Here is a 26,058-nt window from a genome sequence, read left to right as displayed (position 1 = left end):
TGAACAAACGGCATTACCCAAGCCCGTAGAGTCGCAAAAAAATATGAGCAAATCTGCTGAAAATGTCCCGGAAAATAATTCCACCGACGTAGCAGCAACCGGGGGGAAACAATCTCCGGCTCAAACTGAAGAGCAAAAGGAAAACCAGACAGTCATAACGCTGGCACAACAAGGAGGCACGCCGGTGCAAAGCGCTAACGGCAAGTTTGATGTGCAAAAAGAAAATCCGGCATATGAGATAAAAGGTAATCAATTTATTATTCATTTTAAAAAAATGGAGCAGGGTTATTCCCCTGAAATTATAGATAAATTGAATGAATGGTTAAAGGCTGATAATAAAGCTGCTTCTGTCAAGGTATATACCAATGTCGAAAAATCTATTTCCGTCTCCGATGCTATGCGACTTGCTTATCAGCGGGGAATTATTCTTTTGAAAATTGTGAAAGAGACTGAAACTAATCAGGACGTCGCTATTTCAGTGATCAACGATGCTGCTGTTATGAATAACAGCGCTGTCATTACAAAAACTGAGTAACATAATGAATTACATTAAACAAAGTGGTATTTTCCTGAAGAATAAAATGGGTTTTTTGGGGGCTTTATTTATTGCCTTAATCCCTTTGATACTCATGATCGTTCCTGGTGTCCGAAGTTATATTATCGGCACTTATGCCGTCGCAGCATTTTATAATACTGTCGTCATCATTGTGTATGCCATCGGTTGTGTGATCGTATTATCATCATTTATTGAAATAAACAGATGCGACATTGTATTAAAAACAAAAGACGATAAAAAAACAGCTCACCTGTTAGGGGATGCGAATAAAATTGTCTTTAAAAAAGAGCACGGTCTTGACGATGACACATTACTGTCAGTGTATGAAAACATTGATGAAAGTGTGAACCGTAAACACAACCAACGCATGTCTGCGATTTTAAGTTGCGCCAATATTTCCACCATGATTGGTCTGCTGGGCACGTTTGCGGGTCTCTCGCTGACCATTGCGTCGGTTATCTCCTTGCTTGATAAATCACAAATAGGGGGAGGGAATGATGCGGATACTCTGAAGATCATCGTGAACGTCGTCTCTTCTTTGTCTGAACCTCTCCGGGGTATGAATACGGCGTTTGTTTCTTCAATTTATGGTGTGGTAAGCGCCATTCTTCTGAACGTCATGAGCTCACTGGTTCGCAATGCGTTTGTCCGTCTCAACGTGACGCTGCGTGATACTAAGCTCGAATTCATTCGTGAAATGAAGCGCAAACATCAACCCGCAAAGACCCGCACTCTGCGCATTGTTTCATCGCTGGATGAAATGGTCAGTGACATTAAAGATACGCTGCTCAGCTTCCAGGATCGTTTACTGAATATGTGCGCAGACTCGAATAATACCCTGCACAGCATGGTCGAGCAGGACAACATTAGCCATGCACAGCGCGCACAATTTGAAACGTCATTATTGACCGTCTGCGAAAGGGGCGCGGGCCAGTTAAATGAAATCCATCAGGGTGTCATGAAAGCAAATCTGCAATTAACCGATCAGCACACAGCCATCACTGCCACACAGCAGCAGGTTTCCGGTCAGCATGCTCTTCTGGTCAGTCAGCATGAACAGCTTGATGCTCAGGAAGGTCAGCTAAAAGCGTTAAACCTTTCTCAGCAAGACATCGGGCGCAGTCAGGAAACGCTTTTGCAAGAGACAAGCAGTTTACAAAACTCGCTCACCGACCTGCATGCCACCACACAAATCATTCATGAAAAGAATCATCTGCAGCTGAACAAAATGGATGAACACATTGTTCTTCATGAATTGAAAAATACCGACCTGCACAGTGAAACTCAGAGCCATATCCAGGGACATCTGAAAACGTTCGCACCTCTGTTCTCCCAAATTGCCGATATGCAATGTTCTTTGCAAAAAGATGTGCTGGTATTGAAGGATAAGAAAAACCCGTGAAAATCTCGATAATCTCATTAATGATCGGTATTTCCGTATTGTCTGTGCCGGCTTTCGCTTCACAGCGCGCGGTTCAGGACAGCGGAGCCTATCCTCTTACGGTCCTGGTAAAACACGCGCTGGAAGCTCAGCCTTCTGTGGCTATTTCTTTTCTTGATATCGAACGTCGGCATCAGGAAACGAATATGAGCAAATCTTCCCTTTATCCGACATTAGATGCAACATCGGAAACTTCGCAAAAAAATAAAAGCGACGGAGACGAGAATAATATCGAAAATAAAATCAGTCTTGCCTATCGGATCGCCGATTTTGGTGTGAGGAGTAACAATATTGAGAAATCTGAAAGTATTGAAGAAAGCAGTGCCAGTGATTTCTTGCAAAGCATGAACACGACTGCGAAAGAAACGACAGATGCTTTTCTCAATATTGAAAAACTAAAAAATATCCTGGCAAGTATTGATGAAGAAAAGATTTTCTACAAAAAAATGTTGAATGATTTTTCTGAACTCATCAATTCAGGGGTGGCGATGCAGTCAGACTTACGTAAAGTCCAGGCATCCATCGATGCGTTAAGCACGCAGGAATTAACGTATCGTTCGCAGGCAGACACCGAACTGGCTAAAATCCGTAATATGACAGGTGATGCAGTCACGTTGGAAAATATTTCCCGTTTACCTGATGTTTTTGACAGTTACAAATTTGATACTGACAGTAAAAGCGTGATTAAACAGGTAATGCGGGATAATCCGACCTGGAAGTCTCTGCAAAAAAATACTGATGCGGCATATTCTGATATTAAAGCAGCTAAAGCTGCCAACTATCCGACTATAGATGCGAACATCAACTATACCGACAATAATCCTTCCGGAGATGCTGAGCCGGAAGATTATCGAGATGAAGTTAGAGTTGGCGTGAAAATAGGATTCAATATCTTCAATGGTTTCAAAAATCAGTCAGAAGAAAGCAAGTTTGCTGCTCGCTATGGTCAGTCAAAACTGGAATCAGATGATTTTATTTTAAAAAGTCGTAATAGTATTGATGTGTCATTGTCGAAATATCGATCCAATCTGGAAGCCCTTGATATTGCAAAGCGCTCCTATGATAACGCCGGTAAAATGACGGAGTTATACAAAGAAGAATTCAACCTTGGGCAAAAATCATTGCTGGATGTTATTTCCAGTCGCAATGAACTTTTCCAGGCTCACATATCCATGATTGAATCGACGTACGGTATCTACCAGTCCAAGCTTGAACAGATGTCGCAGATTTCGACTTTGCTCAAAGTATTGCAACTGCAAGATGATGTCATAAAACCGGGATCAAGGTCTCTTTTGCGATGAACAGAAAACAAAGTGACCATCTGATGATGGTCATAATGATCATGACGTTCCTGATCATTATTCTTTTCAGTTTGGTAAAAGTAAACTCCGTTGTACATGGGCAGGGTATTATTGCCACGAAAGATAATACTCAAATCGTTTCCCTTTCTAAAGGTGGGACAATAGAAGAGATTTTTGTCTCCGAACGTGATGTCATTAAAAAAGGCCAGATTCTCGCCAGGGTCTCAAACCTGGATGTGCAGAAAGAATATGACCGCTACTTTACCCAATCTGAATATTTGAAAAAAAGTATTGAAGAACTCACCAGCGTTTTATCCAGTGAAAATAAAATCACTGCGCTTAACGTAAGTGATCTGATCAATAAAGACATTATCAGTAATATTCAGATGGTGAAGAGCCAGATCAGAACTAAGGAAGTCAAAATTACCGGACTGTCTTCAGATATCAATGGACTGAATGTGTCAAAAATCAGTAAGAAGAGTGAACTGGGGTTGCTGCAGGAAGAAATTAATATTCTGTCTCCTCTGGTCAAAAAAGGCATCAGCTCCTACACCAACCTTTTAGATAAAAAACAGTCCGCAGTGCGGCTGAATTCTGAGCTGATTGACCTGGATAACCAGATTTCATCAAAAAAAGATGAAGTTGATTTCATTAACAGTGAAATGAATAACGCAGACTATGAACTGCGTAATTCACTTTCGAAAGATCTTGCCGAAGCTCAGAAAGAACTGGCGATGTGTGAGTCGACGATTAAAATATTATCACGTCAGTTACAGGAGACGAATGTTAAATCTCCGATTGATGGCGTCATCTATCAGATCAATAAAAGCGCATCTACGAAAGGCGGCGTCATACAGCCGGCGGATTCTTTGTTCGAAATAAAACCTTTTTCAACCCTGATGCAGGCAGAAGTCAAAGTGATGCCTAAAGATCGTGATCAGGTGTTCATCGGGGGCAAGGTCAATATCAATGTCCTGTCCTTCATGATGTCGGGCACCAAACCCTATAAAGGGACTATTGAACAGATCAGTCCTGATTCCTATGAGGAGTCTGTCAACGGTTCTATGATCCGATACTACAAAGTCATTGTAAAATTTGAAATACCCCCTCAGGACTTAATTAAAATAATGCCCGGTATGACGGTGGACGCAAATATTATTACCGGCCGGCACAGCATTATGAAATATCTCATGTCACCACTGACTAAAGGGATGAGACAAATGTTTTCTGAACCTTTATCCCCTGCACAACGTAATGCGCCTGAATTATAATTGAAAGGATTACAAAATGGCTAACAAAACAATATTCATCAATGACAGCTCAGTTGTCGATTTAAAACAGTTTGGCAATAAAGAACAGGCGCATTTCATCATTAGCGGTACCGATTTAAAGTTTATTTTTTCCGATGGTACAACCGTAAATATTGTCAACGGTGCTTTATATTCGAGTCTTGAACACAGTAAAGTGGTGTTTTCTTTTACTGATGGTGATATTTCCGGGCAAAATCTCCTTAAATCCATTGATCTGAGTAATTTAGAGCTGGAACGACTTGATTCATCATTATCGGAAGACCGGCAGGCGCGCGTCATCAAAGAAAATGCCGATACGAAAACAGAAGATGAGGCAAACCGTCTCGAAGAGGTGAACAAAGAGGCGGATAAACTCAGGAAAGAAGCAGAAGGTTTACGCGCAGAAGCGGAAGAAGCCCGAAAAGCGGCCAATGAAGTTGAACAACAATTGCAGGAATTCCTGGATAATAAAGCTAAAAATAAAGTTTCCACCAATGGCAGCGGCGTTTCTAATGAATCCGGCGAAGAACAGGAGGCCGCATCCTTCAAAAAGAAAAAATATGATGAAGAAGGCGTTGCAGAGTCAGAGCGGCTTAAACTGGAAGATAATAATTCCTCATCTTCTTCTTCAAGTAGCAAAACGTCTGAAAAGACGGGCGATGAAGTTATTGTTAAGCCGGTTGATATTTCTTTAAAGCTTGATGACAAAAGCGACAGCGGTACAAAAAATGACAATATCACCAATATCGCATCCCCTTCATTTATCGGTTCGACCGCGCCTAATGCAAAGATTATCTTAAAAATTGACGGGATTGTTGTGGCGGTTGTGCAATCAGACAACATGGGGAATTTTGTTGCTGATGTTGCCTCAGAACTCCCGGATGGTCAGCATACGATCCAGGCCGATGTTGAGGATGGTCAGGGTGGAAGCGGTAGTGCTAAAATTCTGGTTACCATCGATACCGTGACAGAAATTCCTACCTTTGAACTGAGTTCACAATATTCTATTCCAGTAGAAGATCAGATCCCTGATGAAAACTTAACGCGCTTTACCAATGCCAAAATTATAGGTACGGCTGAAGCCGGTGTGAGCATTGATATTTATATCAATGATATTTTACTGACGACCGTAAAAACGGACGCTGAAGGTAACTGGTCATATCAGTTTAGCGGAAATGAACTTCAGGAAGGCATTAATGATATTACGGTAGTGGCGACTGATAAAGCGGATAATAGTGCCAGTACAACAGGTATTATTACGCTTGATACCATTCCCCCTGAAACGCCCACCATTATTCTTGATGAAAACAGTGATACCGGCCTCTATTCTGATGACAAAATAACAAATGATGTCACGCCTGGTTTTCGCGGTAAAGCCGGACCGGACTCTATTGTAGAGTTGTATGTTAACGGATATAAAATCGCTGATGTTACCGCTGATAGCAAAGGTGACTGGAGTTATACCCTCGACAGTAACGTTATTTTTATGGACGGCACCTATAACGTTCAGGTCATTGCCTCGGACCGTGCCGGGAATACAGCATCGAATGCGATTGATATTGAAATTGACACCAATATCGATGCATTTTCTATTCAGATCGAAGCGGGCAGTGACAGTGGCAATGCTGCCGATAATTATACGAATGTTGCCAGCCCGATATTTACGGGTAAAACAGACTCATTCAGCCATATCAGCATTACCAATACGACCACGGGTGAAACCCTTGAAACCGACGCTTCTCAAAGCGGAAATTATACCTTCAGATTCTCTGGCGAATCCGCAGAAGGGGTAAATCAGCTTATTATCACCGTTGTGGATCTTGCGGGTAATGCGCAGGATTATGATTTTAGCTACACGATAGATACCATCGCACCTGTAACGCCGACTATTGCCCTTGACGATTATGTTATCTCACAATCCGGTGCCACCCTGACAAATGATACGACACCTCTTTTAGTGGGAACCGGCGAGGCGGGGAGTCATGTCAGCGTTTATATTGATGGCAAAAAATACGCCACTGTGGCGGTCACTGCTGAAGGAACGTGGTCAGTTGATGTCGCCCCGGGGTTGAAAGAGGGTGAACACAAAATAGTGGTGGAGGCTCAGGATATCGCGGGTAACGTCTCGCTTCCTTCAGAGGAATACATATTCTCTGTCGATACCATGACTCAAAAGCCTGTTGCTGCATTGGATACCGATGATGATACAGGATCCAGCCAAAATGACTGGATTACCAACCATAATGATAATTTACTGGTAACAGGGGTCGCTGAAAAATACGTCACAATTACCCTCATGCTTGATGGCAAGGAAATGGGGAAAACGACCGCTGATGAAGAGGGGCACTGGTCTTTCGAAATAAATCCCAACCCTGGCCTGGCCGATGATAATTATAGTGTTGAGATCATCGCCATGGATGAAGTCGGCAATATTTCCAGTTCAACGTATGAACTTATTATTGATACCGTCACTTCAACACCCACTATCATGCTGGATGCTGATTCTGATACCGGTATTACACATACAGATGGGATTACTAAAGACCCGCAGCCATTATTCAAAGGTGTAGCGGAAGCCGGAGCTGAAATCAGCCTGATGATAAATGGCACCTATTATGGCAGTGCTATTGCGGATAAAAATGGTAACTGGAGTTTCCGTATCCCGGCAGATAAAACCTTAGCCGAAGGCGAATATAACGTCATGGTTACGGCAGTCGATATTGCAGGTAATAGCGCGAACTCGGTTTCTATCCCGCTTATTATCGACTTACATACTGATATTCCTACTATCGATTTATTAAGTGACAGTGGTGACAATCCGGATGACCATATTACCAGCGTTAATTTACCGTCATTCGCGGGTACGGCGGAACCTTTTGCCAGTATCACATTATACTGCGACGGCAACATAGCGGGTAAAGCCAGTGCTGATGCAAAAGGCCAATGGCAATTTACCTATCCACAATCTCTGCCGGAAGGCAGCTATGCCTTTCATGTGAGTGTCGTTGATGTTGCAGGCAATATTGCTACCTCCGAAAGAATCCATGTCACTATCGATACATCCCTGAATATACCTTCTGTAGACCTGCTGAATGAATCCGATTCCGGAGCTTCAGCCACAGATAATATTACGAATACTAAAAGTCCTATTTTCGTACTCAATAGTGTTGATAGTGATGTCACACATGTTCTGATTAACATTGATGGCACTGACTACCCGGCAAGTCTGAATAATGGCGTCTGGTCACTCGTTTGCCCTGTTGAGCTTGCGGATGGCATTCATACCATTACTGCCACTGTTACCGATCTTGCGGGTAATAGTGCGACCTCGGGCACGCTGGACGTGACGGTGGACACCGCGATTTCTGCGCCAGTAGTCACCCTGAGCGACGACACCGGCGTGGCGGGCGATAACCAGACCAACGACACCACGCCGGGCTTTGCGATCGCGACCGACAGTGATGTGGTGACGGTGCTGGTCAGCGTGGACGGCGGCGCGGCGCAGGCGGCGGTGCGGGACAGCGAAGGGCAGTGGCACTTTACTGTACCGTCGGCACTCACTGACGGCGAACACAATCTGGTGGTGACGGTGACGGATACTGCCGGTAACAGCATTTCCGGCGAGGCCTTCGCCTTTACCGTGGACACCACGCTGAGCCTGCCGGTTATCGATCTGACCGACGGTTCAGATACCGGTGCACTCGCCACGGACAACATCACCAATAACACTACTCCCGCCTTTACCCTGAGCCAGATTGACGCCGACGCGGTGACGGTCGAGGTACTGATCAACGGCACCGCCTACCCGGCGACAAAAGAGGGTGACGTCTGGAGCTTTACCGCGCCGGAACTGACGGACGGTGACTACAGCGTGCAGGTGCGGGTCACCGACGACGCGGGCAACGTGGCCACTTCCGGGGCGCTTAACGTGACGGTGGACACCGCCATATCCGCGCCAGTAGTCACCCTGAGCGACGACACCGGCGTGGCGGGCGACAACCAGACCAACGACACCACGCCGGGCTTTGCGATCGTGACCGACAGTGACGTGGTGACGGTCACGGTCAGCGTGGACGGCGGCGCGGACATGGCGGCGGTGCAGGACGTGGCCGGGCAGTGGCACTTTGCGGTGCCTGCCGCCCTCGCTGACGGCGAACACAACCTGGTGGTGACGGTCACGGATACAGCCGGTAACAGCACGTCCGGGGAGGCATTCGCCTTTACCGTGGACACCACGCTGAGCGTGCCGGTTATCGACCTGACCGATGCGTCCGACAGCGGCGCGGATATGACCGACAACATCACCAATAACACTACTCCGGCCTTTGCGCTGAGCCAGATTGACGCGGACGCGGTGACGGTCGAGGTGCTGATCAACGGCACCGTGTATCCGGCCACGCAGACCGGCGGGATCTGGAGCTTTACCGCCCCGGAACTCGCCGACGGCAACTATGCTGTGCAGGTGCGGGTGACCGACGACGCGGGCAACGTGGTCACTTCCGGGGCGCTTGACGTGATAGTGGACACCGCCATATCCGCACCGCTGATTACCCTGAGCGACGACACCGGCGTGGCGGGCGACAACCAGACCAACGACACCACGCCGGGCTTTGCGATCGCGACCGACAGTGATGTGGTAACGGTCACGGTCAGCGTGGACGGCGGCGCGGCGCAGGCGGCGGTACAGGACAGCGAAGGGCAGTGGCACTTTGCGGTGCCTGCCGCCCTCGCTGACGGCGAACATAACCTGGTGGTGACGGTGACCGATACTGCCGGTAACAGCACGTCCGGCGAGGCATTCGCCTTTACCGTGGACACCACGCTGAGCGTGCCGGTTATCGATCTGACCGACGGTTCAGATACCGGTACCAGCACCACCGATAACATCACCAATAACACTACTCCCGCCTTTACCCTGAGCCAGATTGACGCGGACGCGGTGACGGTCGAGGTGCTGATCAACGGCACCGTGTATCCGGCCACGCAGACCGGCGGGATATGGGGCTTTACCGCGCCGGAACTGACGGACGGTGACTACAGCGTGCAGGTGCGGGTCACCGACGACGCGGGCAACGTGGCCATTTCCGGGGCGCTTAACATGACGGTGGACACCGCGATATCCGCGCCGCTGATTACCCTGAGCGACGACACCGGCGTGGCGGGCGATAACCAGACCAATGACACCACGCCGGGCTTTGCGATCGCGACCGACAGTGATGTGGTGACGGTCACGGTCAGCGTGGACGGCGGCGCGGCGCAGGCGGCGGTACAGGACAGCGCCGGACAGTGGCACTTTACTGTACCGGCGGCACTGGCTGACGGCGAACATAACCTGGTGGTGACGGTGACCGATACTGCCGGTAACAGCACGTCCGGCGAGGCATTCGCCTTTACCGTGGACACCACGCTGAGCCTGCCGGTTATCGACCTGACCGATGCGTCCGACAGCGGCGCGGATATGACCGATAACATCACCAATAACACTACTCCTGCCTTTACCCTGAGCAACGTTGACGCGGACGCGGTGACGGTCGAGGTGCTGATCAACGGCACGTCCTGCCCGGCCACGCAGACCGGCGGGATATGGAGCTTTACCGCGCCGGAACTGACCGACGGCGACTACAGCGTGCAGGTGCGGGTGACCGACGACGCGGGCAACGTGGCCACTTCCGGGGCGCTGGACGTGACGGTGGACACCGCGATTTCTGCGCCAGTAGTCACCCTGAGCGACGACACCGGCGTGACGGGCGACAGCCAGACCAATGACACCACGCCGGGCTTTGCGATCGCGACCGACAGTGATGTGGTAACGGTCACGGTCAGCGTGGACGGCGGCGCGGCGCAGGCGGCGGTGCGGGACGCGGCCGGGCAGTGGCACTTTGCGGTGCCTGCCGCCCTCGCTGACGGCGAACATAATCTGGTGGTGACGGTGACGGATACTGCCGGTAACAGCACGTCCGGCGAGGCATTCGCCTTTACCGTGGACACCACGCTGAGCCTGCCGGTTATCGATCTGACCGATGCGTCCGACAGCGGCGCGGATATGACCGACAACATCACCAATAACACTACCCCGGCCTTTACCCTGAGCCAGATTGACGCGGACGCGGTGACGGTCGAGGTGCTGATCAACGGCACCGTGTATCCGGCCACCAAAGAGGGCGATGTCTGGAGCTTCACCGCGCCGGCACTCGCCGACGGTGACTACAACGTACAGGTGCGGGTCACCGACGACGCGGGCAACGTCGCGACCTCCGGGGCGCTGGACGTGACGGTGGACACCGCGATTTCTGCGCCAGTAGTCATCCTGAGCGACGACACCGGCGTGGCGGGCGACAACCAGACCAATGACACCACGCCGGGCTTTGCGATCGCGACCGACAGCGACGCCGCGACGGTGCTGGTCAGCGTGGACGGCGGCGCGGCGCAGGCGGCGGTACAGGACAGCGAAGGGCAGTGGCACTTTGCGGTGCCATCCGCCCTCGCTGACGGCGAACACAATCTGGTGGTGACGGTGACGGATACTGCGGGCAACAGCATTGCCGGCGAGGCGTTTGCCTTTACCGTCGACACCACGCTGAGCGTGCCGGTTATCGACCTGAATGACGGTTCAGATACCGGTGCACTCGCCACCGACAACATTACCAACAACACTACTCCGGCGTTTACCCTGAGCAACATCGACGCGGACGCGGTGACGGTCGAGGTGCTGATCAACGGCACCGTGTATCCGGCCACGCAGACCGGCGGGATATGGGGCTTTACCGCGCCGGAACTGACCGACGGTGACTATGCTGTGCAGGTGCGGGTCACCGACGACGCGGGCAACGTGGCCACTTCCGGGGCGCTTGACGTGACGGTGGACACCGCCATATCCGCGCCGGGGGTCACCCTGAGCGACGACACCGGCGTGGCGGGCGATAATCAGACCAATGACACCACGCCGGGCTTTGCGATCGCGACCGACAGTGATGTGGTGACGGTCACGGTCAGCATTGACGGCGGCGCGGCGCAGGCGGCGGTACAGGACAGCGCCGGACAGTGGCACTTTACTGTACCGTCGGCCCTCGCTGACGGCGAACACAATCTGGTGGTGACGGTGACCGATACTGCCGGTAACAGTACGTCCGGTGAGGCATTCGCCTTTACCGTGGACACCACGCTGAGCCTGCCGGTTATCAACCTGACCGATGCGTCCGACAGCGGCGCGGATATGACCGACAACATCACCAATAACACTACCCCGGCCTTTACCCTGAGCCAGATTGACGCGGACGCGGTGACGGTCGAGGTGCTGATCAACGGCACCGTGTATCCGGCCACGCAGACCGGCGGGATATGGAGCTTTACCGCGCCGGAACTGACCGACGGTGACTATGCTGTGCAGGTGCGGGTGACCGACGACGCGGGCAACGTGGCCACTTCCGGGGCGCTTAACATGACGGTGGACACCGCCATATCTGCGCCGGGGGTCACCCTGAGCGACGACACCGGCGTGGCGGGCGACAACCAGACCAATGACACCACCCCGGGCTTTGCGATCGCGACCGACAGTGATGTGGTGACGGTCACGGTCAGCGTGGACGGCGGCGCGGCGCAGGCGGCGGTGCAGGACGCGGCCGGACAGTGGCACTTTACTGTGCCGGCGGCCCTCGCTGACGGCGAACATAACATGGTGGTGACGGTCACGGATACTGCCGGTAACAGCACGTCCGGCGAGGCATTCGCCTTTACCGTGGACACCACGCTGAGCCTGCCGGTTATCGATCTGACCGATGCGTCCGACAGCGGCGCGGATATGACCGACAACATCACCAATAACACTACCCCGGCCTTTACCCTGAGCCAGATTGACGCGGACGCGGTGACGGTCGAGGTGCTGATCAACGGCACCGTGTATCCGGCCACCAAAGAGGGCGATGTCTGGAGCTTCACCGCGCCGGCACTCGCCGACGGTGACTACAACGTACAGGTGCGGGTCACCGACGACGCGGGCAACGTCGCGACCTCCGGGGCGCTGGACGTGACGGTGGACACCGCCATATCCGCACCGCTGATTACCCTGAGCGACGACACCGGCGTGGCGGGGGATAACCAGACCAATGACACCACGCCGGGCTTTGCGATCGCGACCGACGCGGACGTGGTGACGGTGCTGGTCAGCATTGACGGCGGCGCGGCGCAGGCGGCGGTGCGGGACAGCGCCGGACAGTGGCACTTTACTGTGCCTGCCGCCCTCGCTGACGGCGAACACAACCTGGTGGTGACGGTGACGGATACTGCCGGTAACCGCACGTCCGGTGAGGCATTCGCCTTTACCGTGGACACGACGCTGAGCGTGCCGGTTATCGATCTGAATGACGGTTCAGATACCGGTGCGAGCACCACCGACAACATTACCAACAACGCCACCCCGGCTTTTACCCTGAGCAACGTTGACGCGGACGCGGTGACGGTCGAGGTGCTGATCGACGGCACGGCCTACCCGGCCACGCAGACCGGCGGGATCTGGGGTTTTACCGCCCCGGAACTCGCCGACGGCAACTATGCTGTGCAGGTGCGGGTGACCGACGACGCGGGCAACGTCGCGACCTCCGGGGCGCTGGACGTGACGGTGGACACCGCCATATCCGCGCCGCTGATTACCCTGAGCGACGACACCGGCGTGGCGGGCGATAACCAGACCAACGACACCACGCCGGGCTTTGCGATTGTTACCGACGCGGACGTGGTGGTGGTGACGGTCAGCGTGGACGGCGGTGCGGCGCAGGCGGCGGTGCAGGACGCGGTCGGGCAGTGGCACTTTGCGGTGCCTGCCGCCCTCGCTGACGGCGAACACAATCTGGTGGTGACGGTGACGGATACTGCGGGCAACAGCATTGCCGGCGACGCCTTTGCCTTTACTGTGGACACCACGCTGAGCGTGCCGGTTATCGACCTGACTGACGGTTCGGATACCGGCGCACTCGCCTCGGACAACATTACCAACATCGCCACCCCGGCCTTTACCCTGAGCAACGTTGACGCGGACGCGGTGACGGTCGAGGTGCTGATCAACGGCACCGCCTACCCGGCGACAAAAGAGGGCGATGTCTGGAGCTTTACCGCGCCGGAACTGACGGACGGTGACTACAACGTGCAGGTGCGGGTGACCGACGACGCGGGCAATACCGCGACCTCGGCGGCGCTGGATATCACGGTTGATACGACCATTTCTGCCCCGGTTATCACGCTGAGCGACGACACCGGCACGGCGGGCGACAACCAGACCAATGACACCACGCCGGGCTTTGCGATCGCGACCGACAGTGATGTGGTGACGGTCACGGTCAGCGTGGACGGCGGCGCGGCGCAGGCGGCGGTGCGGGACGCGGCCGGACAGTGGCACTTTACGGTGCCATCCGCACTCGGTGACGGTGAGCACAACCTGGTAGTCACGGTGACGGATATTGCGGGCAACAGCATTGCCGGCGAGGCGTTTGCCTTTACCGTCGACACCACGCTGAGCCTGCCGGTTATCGATCTGAATGATGGTTCAGATACCGGTGCCAGCACCACCGACAACATCACCAACAACACTACCCCGGCGTTTACCCTGAGCAACATCGACGCGGACGCGGTGGCGGTCAGCGTGCTGATCGACGGCACGGCCTACCCGGCCACGCAGACCGCCGGTGTCTGGAGTTTTACCGCGCCGGAGCTGGCGGACGGTGAGCACAGCGTGCAGGTGCAGGTCACCGACGACGCGGGCAACGTGGCGACTTCCGGGGCGCTTAACATGACGGTGGATACCGCTGTTGCACCGGTCACGCTTGTACTAAACGCCGGGTCTGATACAGGTGCCAGCAACAGCGACGGCGTGACACATGATGCCACCCCGACGTTTACCTTCAGTAATATTGCGGCAGATATGGCCAGCCTGACACTGGTGCTCAGTAACGGGGCTGAATACATCATTGATCTCAGCAACGGGAACAGTTTTACGCTGCCGGCTTCTCTGGCAGACGGTGTTTATACAGCAACCGCAGTGATTACCGATGTCGCAGGCAATACGGCATCCAGCCCGGTCAGCTTTACGGTGGATACCCAACTGACCGTCCCCGTGATTGATCTGGCTGAAGCATCCGACAGTGGCAGGTATTCGACAGATAATATTACCCGCGATACCACCCCGGCCTTTGTGTTGAGCAGTATCGATGCCGACGTGATGATCGCAGAAGTTCTGATCAACGGCACGGCCTATCCGGCGACCAAAGAGGGCGGCCTCTGGAGCTTTACCGCCCCGGTACTGGCAGACGGCGATTACAGTGTGCAGGTGCGGGTAACTGACAATGCAGGTAATACCGCCACTTCCGTGGCACTGAACATGACCGTCGATACGGCGATTAATGCACCGGTCATTACGCTAAGTGATGATACCGGTACATCAGGGGATAACCAGACCAACGACACCACGCCGGGCTTTGCGATTGTTACCGACAGCGACACCGCGACGGTGATGGTCAGCGTGGACGGCGGTGTAGCACAGGCGGCGGTGCAGGATGCCGCCGGGCAGTGGCACTTTACGGTGCCATCCGCGCTCGGGGACGGTAACCATAGCCTGTCAGTGACGGTCACTGATCTGGCCGGTAACAGCAGCGCCAACTCACTGGATTTCACCATCGACAGCCAGCTGTCAGTGCCAACGTTGGCCCTTAACAGTGAAGATGATTCCGGTTTCAGTAATACGGATAACCTGACGAATAATACCCGCCCGACGTTCGCTATTGGCAATATTGATGCGGATGTGGTCAGCGTGGTGATATCGCTTAATGGCAAAAGCTGGCCTGTGACCATTTCACAGGGCGCGGGTACTTTCACGCTGCCTGAAGCACTGGCAGATGGCTCGTATAGCGTGCAGTTAACGGTGACGGATGATGCGGGTAATGAAAAAATCATTACCACGCCGCTGCAGATTGATACCGTGACAAGCGTTGAGGGTATTGCACTCAATGATGACACCGGTGTACTCAATGACTGGCTGACGAATGTCACCGGCCCGACATTTACCCTTTCCGCCCCGGCAGATGCACAAACCGTGGCGGTATCAGTCGATGGTGGTGCAGCAATCCAGGCTACCTACAGTGAAGGCGGCTGGGTTATCAATCTGCCTGACGGGTTAAGCGATGGCGAGCATACACTGCAGGTCACGGTAACGGATAAGGCCGGAAACACCGCGCAGAGGGACCAGATTTTTGCTGTGGATACCACGCTTGAACCGCTGGGTGTGGATATGCTGAATCAGGACGACTCCGGTACAGTTGACGATAACATTACGCATGTGACTACCCCGCGCTTCAGCCTGACAGGAGTACCGGAAGATGTATTCGGTATTACCGTAAGTCTCAATGGTGCCAGTTATTCCGTGACACCTCAGTCCGATGGCAGCTGGGTATTTATGCCTCCGGTCGCACTGGATGACGGCGAATACCAGCTTTTAGCGGTTGTCACGGATAATGCGGGTAATCAGCGTACCACCTCGTTCAGCTTCGTTATTGATACTTCAGTCTCTATCGACAACATCACATTGCTCAACGACACAGGGGATTCTTCTACCGACAGTATTACCAATGCCGGACAGCCGCATTTTAACGTCGCCACCTCGGACGACGTAGTCACCATGACGGCAACCATTAATGGCATTGCCTGCAATGTCACGCAAACGGCCACGGGGATATGGTCAGTCACGTCCCCGGTATTGACTACTCCGGGAGATTACACCCTGACAGTCAATGTGACTGATGTGGCGGGCAACCAGACAACATCGACTAAAACCATTACGTTTGATAACCAGTTATCGCAACCCGTGGTTTCTTTCGTGACCGGCGATGATACCGGTTATGATACGAATGACCATCTGACGGGCAAAAATCGCCCGGGATTTGTTATCACAAACATTGATGATGACGTCACCGGTATGAGCGTTGTTCTCAATGGTAAAACCACCCAGATTTATGCAGACGGGACCGGAAACTGGACATTCACACCAGACCAGGTACTAAATGACGGAACCTACACACTGTCCGTCAATCTGCATGACCGTGCCGGTAATACCAGCAGCAAAGATTTTACCTTTACGGTCGACACCACGGTCGCGAAAGCCATCATTACGATGGATGAGCAATCGGATACGGGTGACAGCCAGACCGATCACCTCACCAATAACCGATCCCCTGAATTCACCTTCACCAATATTGATGCAGACGTCTACAAAGTTCAGGTGGTGCTTAATGGCACGACCTATGAGGTGAGCAAAGATCCGAAGGATGCCTGGCACTGGACCGCACCGGAACTCGCGGCAGGTACGTATACATTAAGCACGATCGTGACTGATAGAGCGGGTAACCAGAGTACGGAGTCGATGACTTTTGTCATTGATAATTACGTACAAATCGACAGTATCCAGATGTCTGCTGACACCGGTTACGCTGACAACGATCACCTGACGTACGATCCCCGTCCTGATTTTACTATTCAGGTCTCTGACGATGTTTCACACGTTTATGTTTCTCTGGATGGCACCACGCCGGTTGAACTGACCAAAACTAATGGCGAGTGGATCTTCTCATGTCCGGCTGAACTCTCAGATGGCGCGCACGCGGTCAACGTTCAGGTCATTGATGCCGCAGGGAACACAGCATCTCAGCAGGTTGATTTTGTTGTCGATACCACGCTCATGCCGGTCACCATCGATTTACGTGATGAGGATGATTCAGGCAACAGCAGCGTGGATAACTATACCCGTAATACTCAGCCGGTCTTTCTGTTCCAGGGCATTCCTGCGGATGCGCACAGTATGGTGGCAGTCCTCGACGGGCAACGTTACGAGATCGACCTGTCACTGTCGCCGGTGAGCTTTATGCCGCCAGCCTCGCTGCAGGATGGCAGCTACACCCTTGAGGTGGAGCTGACGGATAATGCCGGTAATACCGCAGAGTCTTCCATCATCTTCAACGTCGATACACAAACATCGGTGAGTGTAGATTTTGCTGCCGGTGATGACACCGGTCGCTCAGATAATGACAACTGCACAACGCAGAATATGCCAACCTTTGATATTGCGGTGCCTGAAGATGTCACCACCGTTCTGGTGGCGTTAGATAACGGTACGCAGACGTCCATTCTGAAAGACAGTTCAGGTAAATGGTTATTCACTACGCCGGTGCTCACTGATGGGGTACACAACATCGTGGTATCGGTGACCGATCGAGCCGGTAATACCGCCCAGACTACGCTCGACTTTACGGTGGATACGACACTGAATATGCCACTGATTGATCTGATCAGTGACAGCGGTTACCTCACTAACGACAATCTGACAAATGATGCCACGCCGAAATTTGAAATATCCAACGTGGATAGCGATGTCTGGTCCGTGGTGGTCTTGCTCAATGGCAAATCTTATCCGGCAAGCCGCGTGGACGGAACATGGGTATGCCAGATCCCGGATGCCGATGCACTGAGTGATGGCAACTATGTGGCAGAAGTAAGAATCGAAGATCAGGCCGGTAATACGCGTTCAGGCTCGTTAAACTTCATTATCGATACGGTTTGCCCTTCACCGGTTGTCTCGCTGAGTGATGCCGACAACAGTGGTGATAAGGGTGATAACATCACTAATGTTGCGCAACCTCGTTTGATCATCAGCGACATGCCTGGAGATATTTATCAGGTCAGCGTGACGCTGGGCGGAGAAACATGGCAAATCGAGCCGCAGGCGGGGGGCTGGGATGTCCCGCAAAGTCTGGCAGACGGAACCTATTCCGCCGTGGTCAGCTTCACCGATAAAGCCGGCAATACCAGTTCAACGACCTACAGTTTTGTCGTCGATACCACCGTGCAGTCACCGGGGCTGGTGCTGCTCGATGATACCGGCAGCAATGTGACCGATAACCTGACCAATGTCACCGCACCGAGATTTGAAATTACGGCAGCGGAACCGCTGGTTTCAGTCAGGGCCACGCTTAACGGTATTACGGTCAATGTAGAGCAACAGGATGGCCGCTGGATATATACGGCAGAAAGCCTTGCCGATGGCAGCTATACCCTGCAGGTCGAATGGGTTGATATTGCGGGTAACCATGTGACGGATGATCTGACGTTCACGGTTGATACGCAAATTCCAACGCCGGTGATCGATCTGAACACGGACAGTGATTCAGGTAGCTCTGCGTCAGATAATATTACCAACGATCCTCAGCCTGTCTTTGTGATCAGCAACGTACCGGATGATGTTGATTCGATCAGGGTGAACATTAATGGTACGAGCTACATCGCCACCATGAATAGCGCTGACCAGTGGACCGTTCGCCCCAATAACCTGCCGGATGGAGAGTATACCGCCACGGCCATCATGACCGACAACGCGGGTAACCAGGCTGAAAACAGTATCAGTTTCGTGATAGATACGCAGATCGCCTTGTCGATGGAAATGGATCCGGCGTCAGATACCGGCGTTTCATACACTGATCATCTGACCAAGGATGTGTCCCCGACTTTTTCAGGCAACACCGAAAGCCATGCGCAGATAGTCATCAGTATCAAAGACAATAGCGGGACTGTCATGCAGACCGTTGAGCAGCAGGCGAATGCGGACGGTAGCTGGAGTTTCACTGCGGCTGATCTGGCTGACGGGCAGTATACGATTAGTGTGCGGGCCACTGACGTCGCCGGTAACTCGACCGAACAAAGTATGAATTTTGTCATTGATACGCTGGTTGCCACGCCGACTCTCGGGCTGACGGAATCTGATGCCAATAACTCCCATGAAGCGCTGGGGCTGGCACCTGAATTCAGCGGCATGGCAGAGGCGGGCTCAAATCTGTCGATTAAAATTGATGGCATGACAGTCGCCAGTGTCACGGTGTCGGCAAACGGGACCTGGGCCTGGACGCCGCCAAGTTCCTTCCTTTCCGGGGACCACGTGATTGCCGTCACGGCCACAGATAAAGCCGGAAATATTTCCTCGGAAACATCCTTTAGCTTCATTATTCCGGTGGTCGATCTTGATCCACCGACGGTGATGTTAAGCAATGATACAGACAGCGGCTCACTGGGTGATTTTATCACCAATAATACGAAGCCCGTGATCACGGGGATTACCCTGCCGGGCGTGACAGTCACGCTTTATATCAATGGCGTGGTCGTTGGCGCAGCACAAAGTGACTCCACAGGTCGTTACAGCTATGAGCTACCGGTAATGGCTGAAGGCACTTACAGCCTGCAGGCAAGCATTATCGACCCGAACAGTCAGGAAGCGCTGCTTTCAGACAGTGCAAACCTGGTGGTTGATACGCACGTAGAACCTTTGGAATGGTCGATTTCCGGCATGACCGATGAAGGCTATATCAGCGACAACACCCCGACGGTAAGCGGGATATCCGAGCCTGGGGCGAAAATTAAAATTTATGTTGATGGCAAATTTGTCATTGAAACTTCGACGTCCAGTGACGGAACCTGGTCGGTCAGGCTTCCTGTCATTGGCAACGACGGTTCGCATGAGATTGCTTTTACCGTCAATGATCTGGCGGGAAATACGATGCAGATCGACCCGACGCCCCTTATTCTGGACTCCTATATCTCTCCGCTGACCCTTACCCTGCGGGAAAGTGACGATACGGGCAGCAGTTCAACCGACCTGATCACCAATAAAACCACGGTGAATCTGGAAGGGGTGGCCGAGGCCGGTGCGGTGCTGACTCTTTACGGAAAGGATGGCTCGGTACTGACCACATTAACGGTGGGAGACGACGGACAGTGGAGTTATAGCGTTGAACTGAGTGAAGGGGCCAATACGTTCATTGCGATAGCTGAGGACAGTGCAGGTAACAAAGTCCAAAAAGACATTATTATTCAGTGTGACACGCATAACAGTATCAGTGATGTGGCGCTGGCCCGTGAGAGCAACAGTGGCGATATCGGTGATATGGTGACCAACGATAAGACGCCAACCTTATCGGCCATGACCGATCCGGGCGCTTCGGTGGATATTTATGTCAATGAGGTGAAAGTCGCCACGGTTGTCGCTGACGCCTCTGGGCTGGCCAGTTATACCTTGCCGGAAAGCGAGGACGGCAACTACAACGTGACGTTTATCTCCACCGATGCGGCAGGAAACACCGTCACCAGTGCCACCTCCGTTGTGGTGATTGATACCGCGGTGAGCGGGTTCGAGATGACTGCGCCACCGGAGCTGATTAATTCCCGTGCTCTGGAACTGACCGGGACCGGGGAAATTAACTCAACGGTTACGATACGGGTGAACGGTGCGGTTATCGGCCGTGCGTCGGTTGATGCCGAAGGTAACTGGAATATGCCGGTCGTGCTGGGGGAAGACGGTGAATATATTATTTCGGCTACCCTGACCGATATCGCAGGGAATGTTGTGGCGGGTGAAGATTATCCGGTGACGCTGGACAGCCATACCGATTATCCCACCATTTCGCTTAATGATGAGACTAACTCCGCATCGAAGGGCGACAATATCACCAATATTAACCCGCCTGCCTTCCACGGGACGGCGGAAGCGGGCGCGACAGTCAATATCTTGGTTGATGAAGTGATGGTAGCAACCATAGTCGCTGACGCTGACGGAAACTGGTCATGGGCCTACCCCGGCACCATGAATGACGGTGAATACTCTGTGCGTGTTATTGCAGAGGATGTGGCGGGAAATACCGCCGAGTCAGCCCGTATCCTGGTGACAATTGATACCGAGACAGACATTCAAATCCAGGGAATGGCCAACGACGGGGGTTACTATGCCAACGACTATTATACCGATTCTACCCGGCCGACCTTTAATATCACCGGCGAAAAAAACCAGCCAGTATCGGTCTACATTGATGGTGAGTATGTAGAAACAATTACGCCGGGTTCGATCAATTCAACCTATACCGTGCCGGCGGATCTGGACGATGGTTCGCATTCTATTCGTTTTGAAATAACAGATGCGGCAGGGAATACGGCGTCGACCGAGTCCCGTAATTTCACCATCGATACCGTCAATGATACGCCAATCGTGTTGACGACGATCAACGGTCAGCCTGTTGAGACAATCACCGTCGGGGACGTGACTTATCTGACGGATATCACCACCAACGCCACCCTGACCGGGAAGGCCGAAGCCGGAAGTTACCTGAGTATTACGGTGAACGGGTTAACGGTTAATCAGTTCTGGGTCGGGGAAGATGGCAACTGGACGGCCAGCATCAATAAAATGGTGCTTCAGGATGGTGAACTGAATATTAAATTCAATTCGACCGACAAAGCCGGTAATGGGAAAGAAACCAGCATGGTGATTGTTGTTGATACCCGCATTGACGCATTCAGCGTCAATGTTGAAGACAATAAATCCACCACCGCTGACAAATGGGCGCTGAACAACCAAAACGTTACCTTCTTTGGTCGCGGTGAGGCTGGCTCGACGGTGACTGTGTTCCTGGCGGGTGTAGCGGTTGCTTCCGTGATGGTTGCGGCCGATGGCACATGGGCAATGGAGCCGACCTCGCTGGCTGACGGGAATTATTCCCTGAGCTTTAAAATTGAAGATCCCGCAGGCAATACCCAAATCATCAGTCACGATGTCACCATTGATACCCAGGCACCGGCTGTGCCGGTGGTTGATACCTCGGCCTTTATTGACGGCAGTGGTCTGTGGGTCATGTCCGGGACTGCTGAAGCGGGCAGTAAGTTAGTGGTTGAAGATGAAACAGGGAAGGTTATCGCCAGCGTCACTGCGGACAGCAACGGCAACTGGAGCACGGTGTTTAATTATCCTGATGGCGGGAAAGTAACCCTCCATGCTGAAGATGCGGTGGGTAACATCAGCCCGGACGTGACTTTTGATGAGATGCGTGCGGTGCCAGCCCTGACGCTGGATATTGCCTCCGACAGTGGCATTATCGGCGACATGATCACCAGCAACACTACGCCGACGCTGTTGCTGCAAAACATCGAAAGTGATGTCACCCAGGTTGTGGTCACGCTAAACGGACAGAGTTATAACGCGGTACAAAGTGGTCAGGGCATCTGGAGCCTGACATTTACCGAACCGCTGCCGGAAGGCCGCTGGTCCGTCATGGTCACCGCAACGGATGCCGCCGGTAACAGCCAGTCTGCGACAGTGATACTGGAGATTGATCACTCTCTGTCATTACCGGAGATGGTGCTGGACGGAATGTCTGACACGGGTAGCGTGGGCGATATGCTCACCAATAACGCGACACCGACACTGGTGTTGCAGGACATTGATGCGGATGTTACGCAGGTTATCGTGACCATCAACAGCCAGACCTATAACACGGTGCAGGGGGAAGAAGGCGGGTGGAGCCTGACGTTGCCGGATGCGCTGCCAGAAGGCACCTGGCCGGTAACGGTCACGGTGACGGATGACGCGGGCAACAGTCAGACCACCGTGACTGAACTGACGGTTGACCAGTCGCTCTCGGTGCCTGTGGCAGCGATGGAATCCGATACCGGCGGTGATCATATTGTGAATGACAACACGCCAGGCTTTATTTTGACTGACGTTGATGCCGATGCCGACAGCGTGACGGTTAACGTTAATGGTAACAACTATGATGCGCTTAAAAGTGATGACGGCGAGTGGAGCTTTACGCCACCTGAGCCTCTGACAGACGGTGAGTATCAATTAGTGATAACAACGACCGATGTAGCAGGCAACGTTAGCCACAGCGAACCTTTTGATTTCATTATCGATACGCAGATTGACACTTTTGACGCCCGGCTGGTTAACAATGAAGGCGATCAGCCTGATGAATGGCGCAGTGAAAGTCATACGCTCGACATTGCCGGACAGGGTGAAGCCGGGGCGACGGTATCGGCGAGCATTGATGGCGGTGAAGCCATCCATATTCAGGTGGATGAACAAGGGGACTGGTCATTACAGATGAGTGACATTGCCGATGGTACGCACTCACTGCAATTGGGCATTGTGGACAAGGCCGGTAACACACAACAGATCGAGTACAGCGTTACCGTCGATACGTCGTCGGCTCTGCTCATGGCAACGATGCAGGATGAACCTGAAAGCGATACAAACGATTCAGTAAGTCATGATCAGGCTGCTGCAGTCATGAGTGCTGAAATAATGACAATCACACCTATTGATAATACGACACATGATGATCAGCAGGTCGATCACCCGTAATTAACATGCCTCTGCTGTGGGTACAGCAGAGGTTTTTTGAGTAACAAACCATGAAAGCTGAATTTGAACAGTATGATTTAGGGCTGTCCGGTGCATTAACGTATATTGCGCGAAACTATGGCGCTAAAATTGAAATAAGAGAAGGTGATAAAGAAATATCACTGACCGAATATCATAAAAATGATGTTGAACATGACACACAAATTAAAAATTATTTCCTTTCATTAGGGTTGTCAGTTTCTGCAGTGCAATTTAGCCAGCCAGATGATTTGCTTAATGAAAGCATGCCGCTTTTGCTGCTGACGGCTGAAATGCAGTGGCTCATTTGTGTTGGTTGTATCGATAACAAACTTAAACTGGTCAATATGCAAAATGATATTGGACAGATTGAAATAGAACGTTCTGCACTCCAGCAGATGTCGGCGTTCTCATTGCAGCCGATCAGTGAGGTGGTTGATTCCATTCGCATCAGCCAGATTTTAAAAAATGGCCTTAAAAATAATAAAATATTTTACTCAAAATATTTTATCTCCTCATTGTTTATGGCGATGTTTGCGCTGACAATTCCTGTTTTCAGTAATCTCTATTATGACAAACTCGTGCCAGGCTCATCGAACGCATCTCTCTTCGGAGTGGCAGGCATCGTGCTGGTGTTCATTATCTTTGAGTTTCTGCTCAAATCCTCGCGTGACATTTATCAGTCGATAGTTTCCCGCAGGGAAGATATTGATATCGATGTTTCCTTTCTCGAGGCGCTGCTTTACGGCGATAAAAAAAACACGTCTATGTCTTCAGCATTTGTTCTATGGACTGAATTTCAAAAAATAAAACCTGTGCTACTTAACTCGGTTTTTCAGCGCGTGGCCGATGCACCTTTATTTATTGTCTTTGTGATAGTTATCTATATCAACCTGGGGCTGTTGGTGTTAATTCCGATCACAATTATGCTGATTTCACTGGGGCTGGCTTATGTTAATTTCCGCTACACCAATGTCCTGATGGAACGTGTGAAAGAAGGCCAAAGTAACCGGAATATGTTCATTACGGAAACACTCTATGCATTAAGAATGATCCACACATTGAATAACCGGAACCTGATGCGGGACTGGGTTAATAATGCCGATCAGCAGTCCTGGCTCAGTTTACAGATCCGCAAAGTAAACGTTTATTATCAGTCTGCGTTATCTACACTCTCAAGCCTTAACCAGATCCTGCTCATGTTGTTTGCCTTCTTCCTGGTGACGAAAGGGGAAATCACCACGGGTGCGATTGTTTCTTCCGTCATCGTTTCGGGGCGTATGTCGGGTATTATTTCAGGTTTTTCATCGACTTTATTATCGATATTTACCACTAATAAAACCATCACCGATCTGCTGAAAATGTTTGTCCCTGAAAATACAGCCCCCCGTGAGGTCTTACAATCACTCTCACATTGTGAAGGGCATATTTCCCTGAAAGGGGCCAGCTACCAGTATGATCCTCAGCTGCCGGTGATACTTGAAAACATTACCCTGGATATTCCTGCCGGACAGCGGGTCGCCATTATCGGGGAATGCGGTTCAGGCAAAAGTTCGCTGATCTCACTGCTTTCAGGATTCAGTATGCCTTTACAAGGCAGCGTCATGTACGACGGTTACAACACCCGGCATCTTGCCCAGCATTTTTTCTCGCGTTTCATCAGTGTTATCACCACTCACGATGCGTTATTTACAGGATCGGTGGAAAGTAACTTCGCCCTAAAGAGCGGTGAAGATCGTAAGAAAACCGTGCAGGCGCTGGGCGTGACAAACTGTAATTTCGTGCTGCAACATCCGATGGGATTACGTTATCCCATCAGCTTTATGGCGAAGAATCTTTCATCAGGACAAAATCAGCAATTACTGCTGGCACGCAGCCTGAGCAGTGATGCGAAAGTTTTTTTGTGGGATGAACCGACGTCCTGTCTGGATGAACAAACGGAACAGCGAATTTTTGACAATCTGGAGCATTTTGTTGCGGGAAAAACGCTGTTAATGGTCACTCACCGACGTTACCTGCTGAAGTATTTTGATCGTGTACTGGTGATGAAGAACGGAAAGGTTATCCGCGATTGTAGCCCTGACAAGCTACTGGCACCGGTGGCGAACGCTGAGGTTAAAAAAGCCCGGCCGGTGCGCATCAGTGTGCCTGCTGCCGGGGGAAATCCCGTACCTGATAAGAACGAAGGTTAATAAAATGCCCTGCTTGCTTGCGGGCAGGGCATTTTATTTTACAGGGGCAAA

5 protein-coding genes are annotated in these 26,058 nt (G+C 51.9%); all 5 read left to right on the top strand.

The features are described from left to right. The first annotated feature begins 539 nt into the window (after positions 1–539). From EVX52_RS18165 to EVX52_RS18145, 5 genes are read left to right on the top strand one after another with little or no spacing between them, the layout of a single operon-like run. Entirely contained in the window at positions 540–1,958 is a 1,419-nt protein-coding gene (locus tag EVX52_RS18165) for a MotA/TolQ/ExbB proton channel family protein (RefSeq protein WP_129991812.1), read from the top strand. Then, positions 1,955–3,298 carry a TolC family protein gene (locus EVX52_RS18160; protein WP_129952769.1) on the top strand — a complete coding sequence of 448 codons (1,344 nt, stop codon included), beginning with the start codon at positions 1,955–1,957 and terminating at the stop codon, positions 3,296–3,298. Before EVX52_RS18165 ends, EVX52_RS18160 begins: the two co-directional genes overlap by 4 nt. Continuing rightward, a complete protein-coding gene (locus EVX52_RS18155; protein ID WP_129952770.1) occupies positions 3,295–4,569 on the top strand; it encodes an HlyD family type I secretion periplasmic adaptor subunit in 1,275 nt (424 codons plus the stop codon). The genes EVX52_RS18160 and EVX52_RS18155 overlap by 4 nt, the downstream gene beginning before the upstream one ends. A gap of 16 nt (positions 4,570–4,585) precedes the next feature. Beyond that, on the top strand, positions 4,586–23,797 hold the full coding sequence (locus tag EVX52_RS18150) for an Ig-like domain-containing protein (protein ID WP_129991811.1): 19,212 nt from the start codon (positions 4,586–4,588) through the stop codon (positions 23,795–23,797). A gap of 50 nt (positions 23,798–23,847) precedes the next feature. Beyond that, positions 23,848–26,007: a peptidase domain-containing ABC transporter gene (locus EVX52_RS18145; protein WP_129991810.1), complete on the top strand. Its 2,160-nt coding sequence runs from the start codon at positions 23,848–23,850 to the stop codon at positions 26,005–26,007. Positions 26,008–26,058 lie beyond the last annotated feature (51 nt).

Source organism: Rahnella sp. CFA14(1/10) (assembly GCF_004195095.1).
Taxonomy (GTDB): domain Bacteria; phylum Pseudomonadota; class Gammaproteobacteria; order Enterobacterales; family Enterobacteriaceae; genus Rahnella; species Rahnella perminowiae.
The sequence above is the reverse complement of the archived record's forward strand: the minus strand, read 5'-3'. Positions and strand labels throughout refer to the sequence as shown.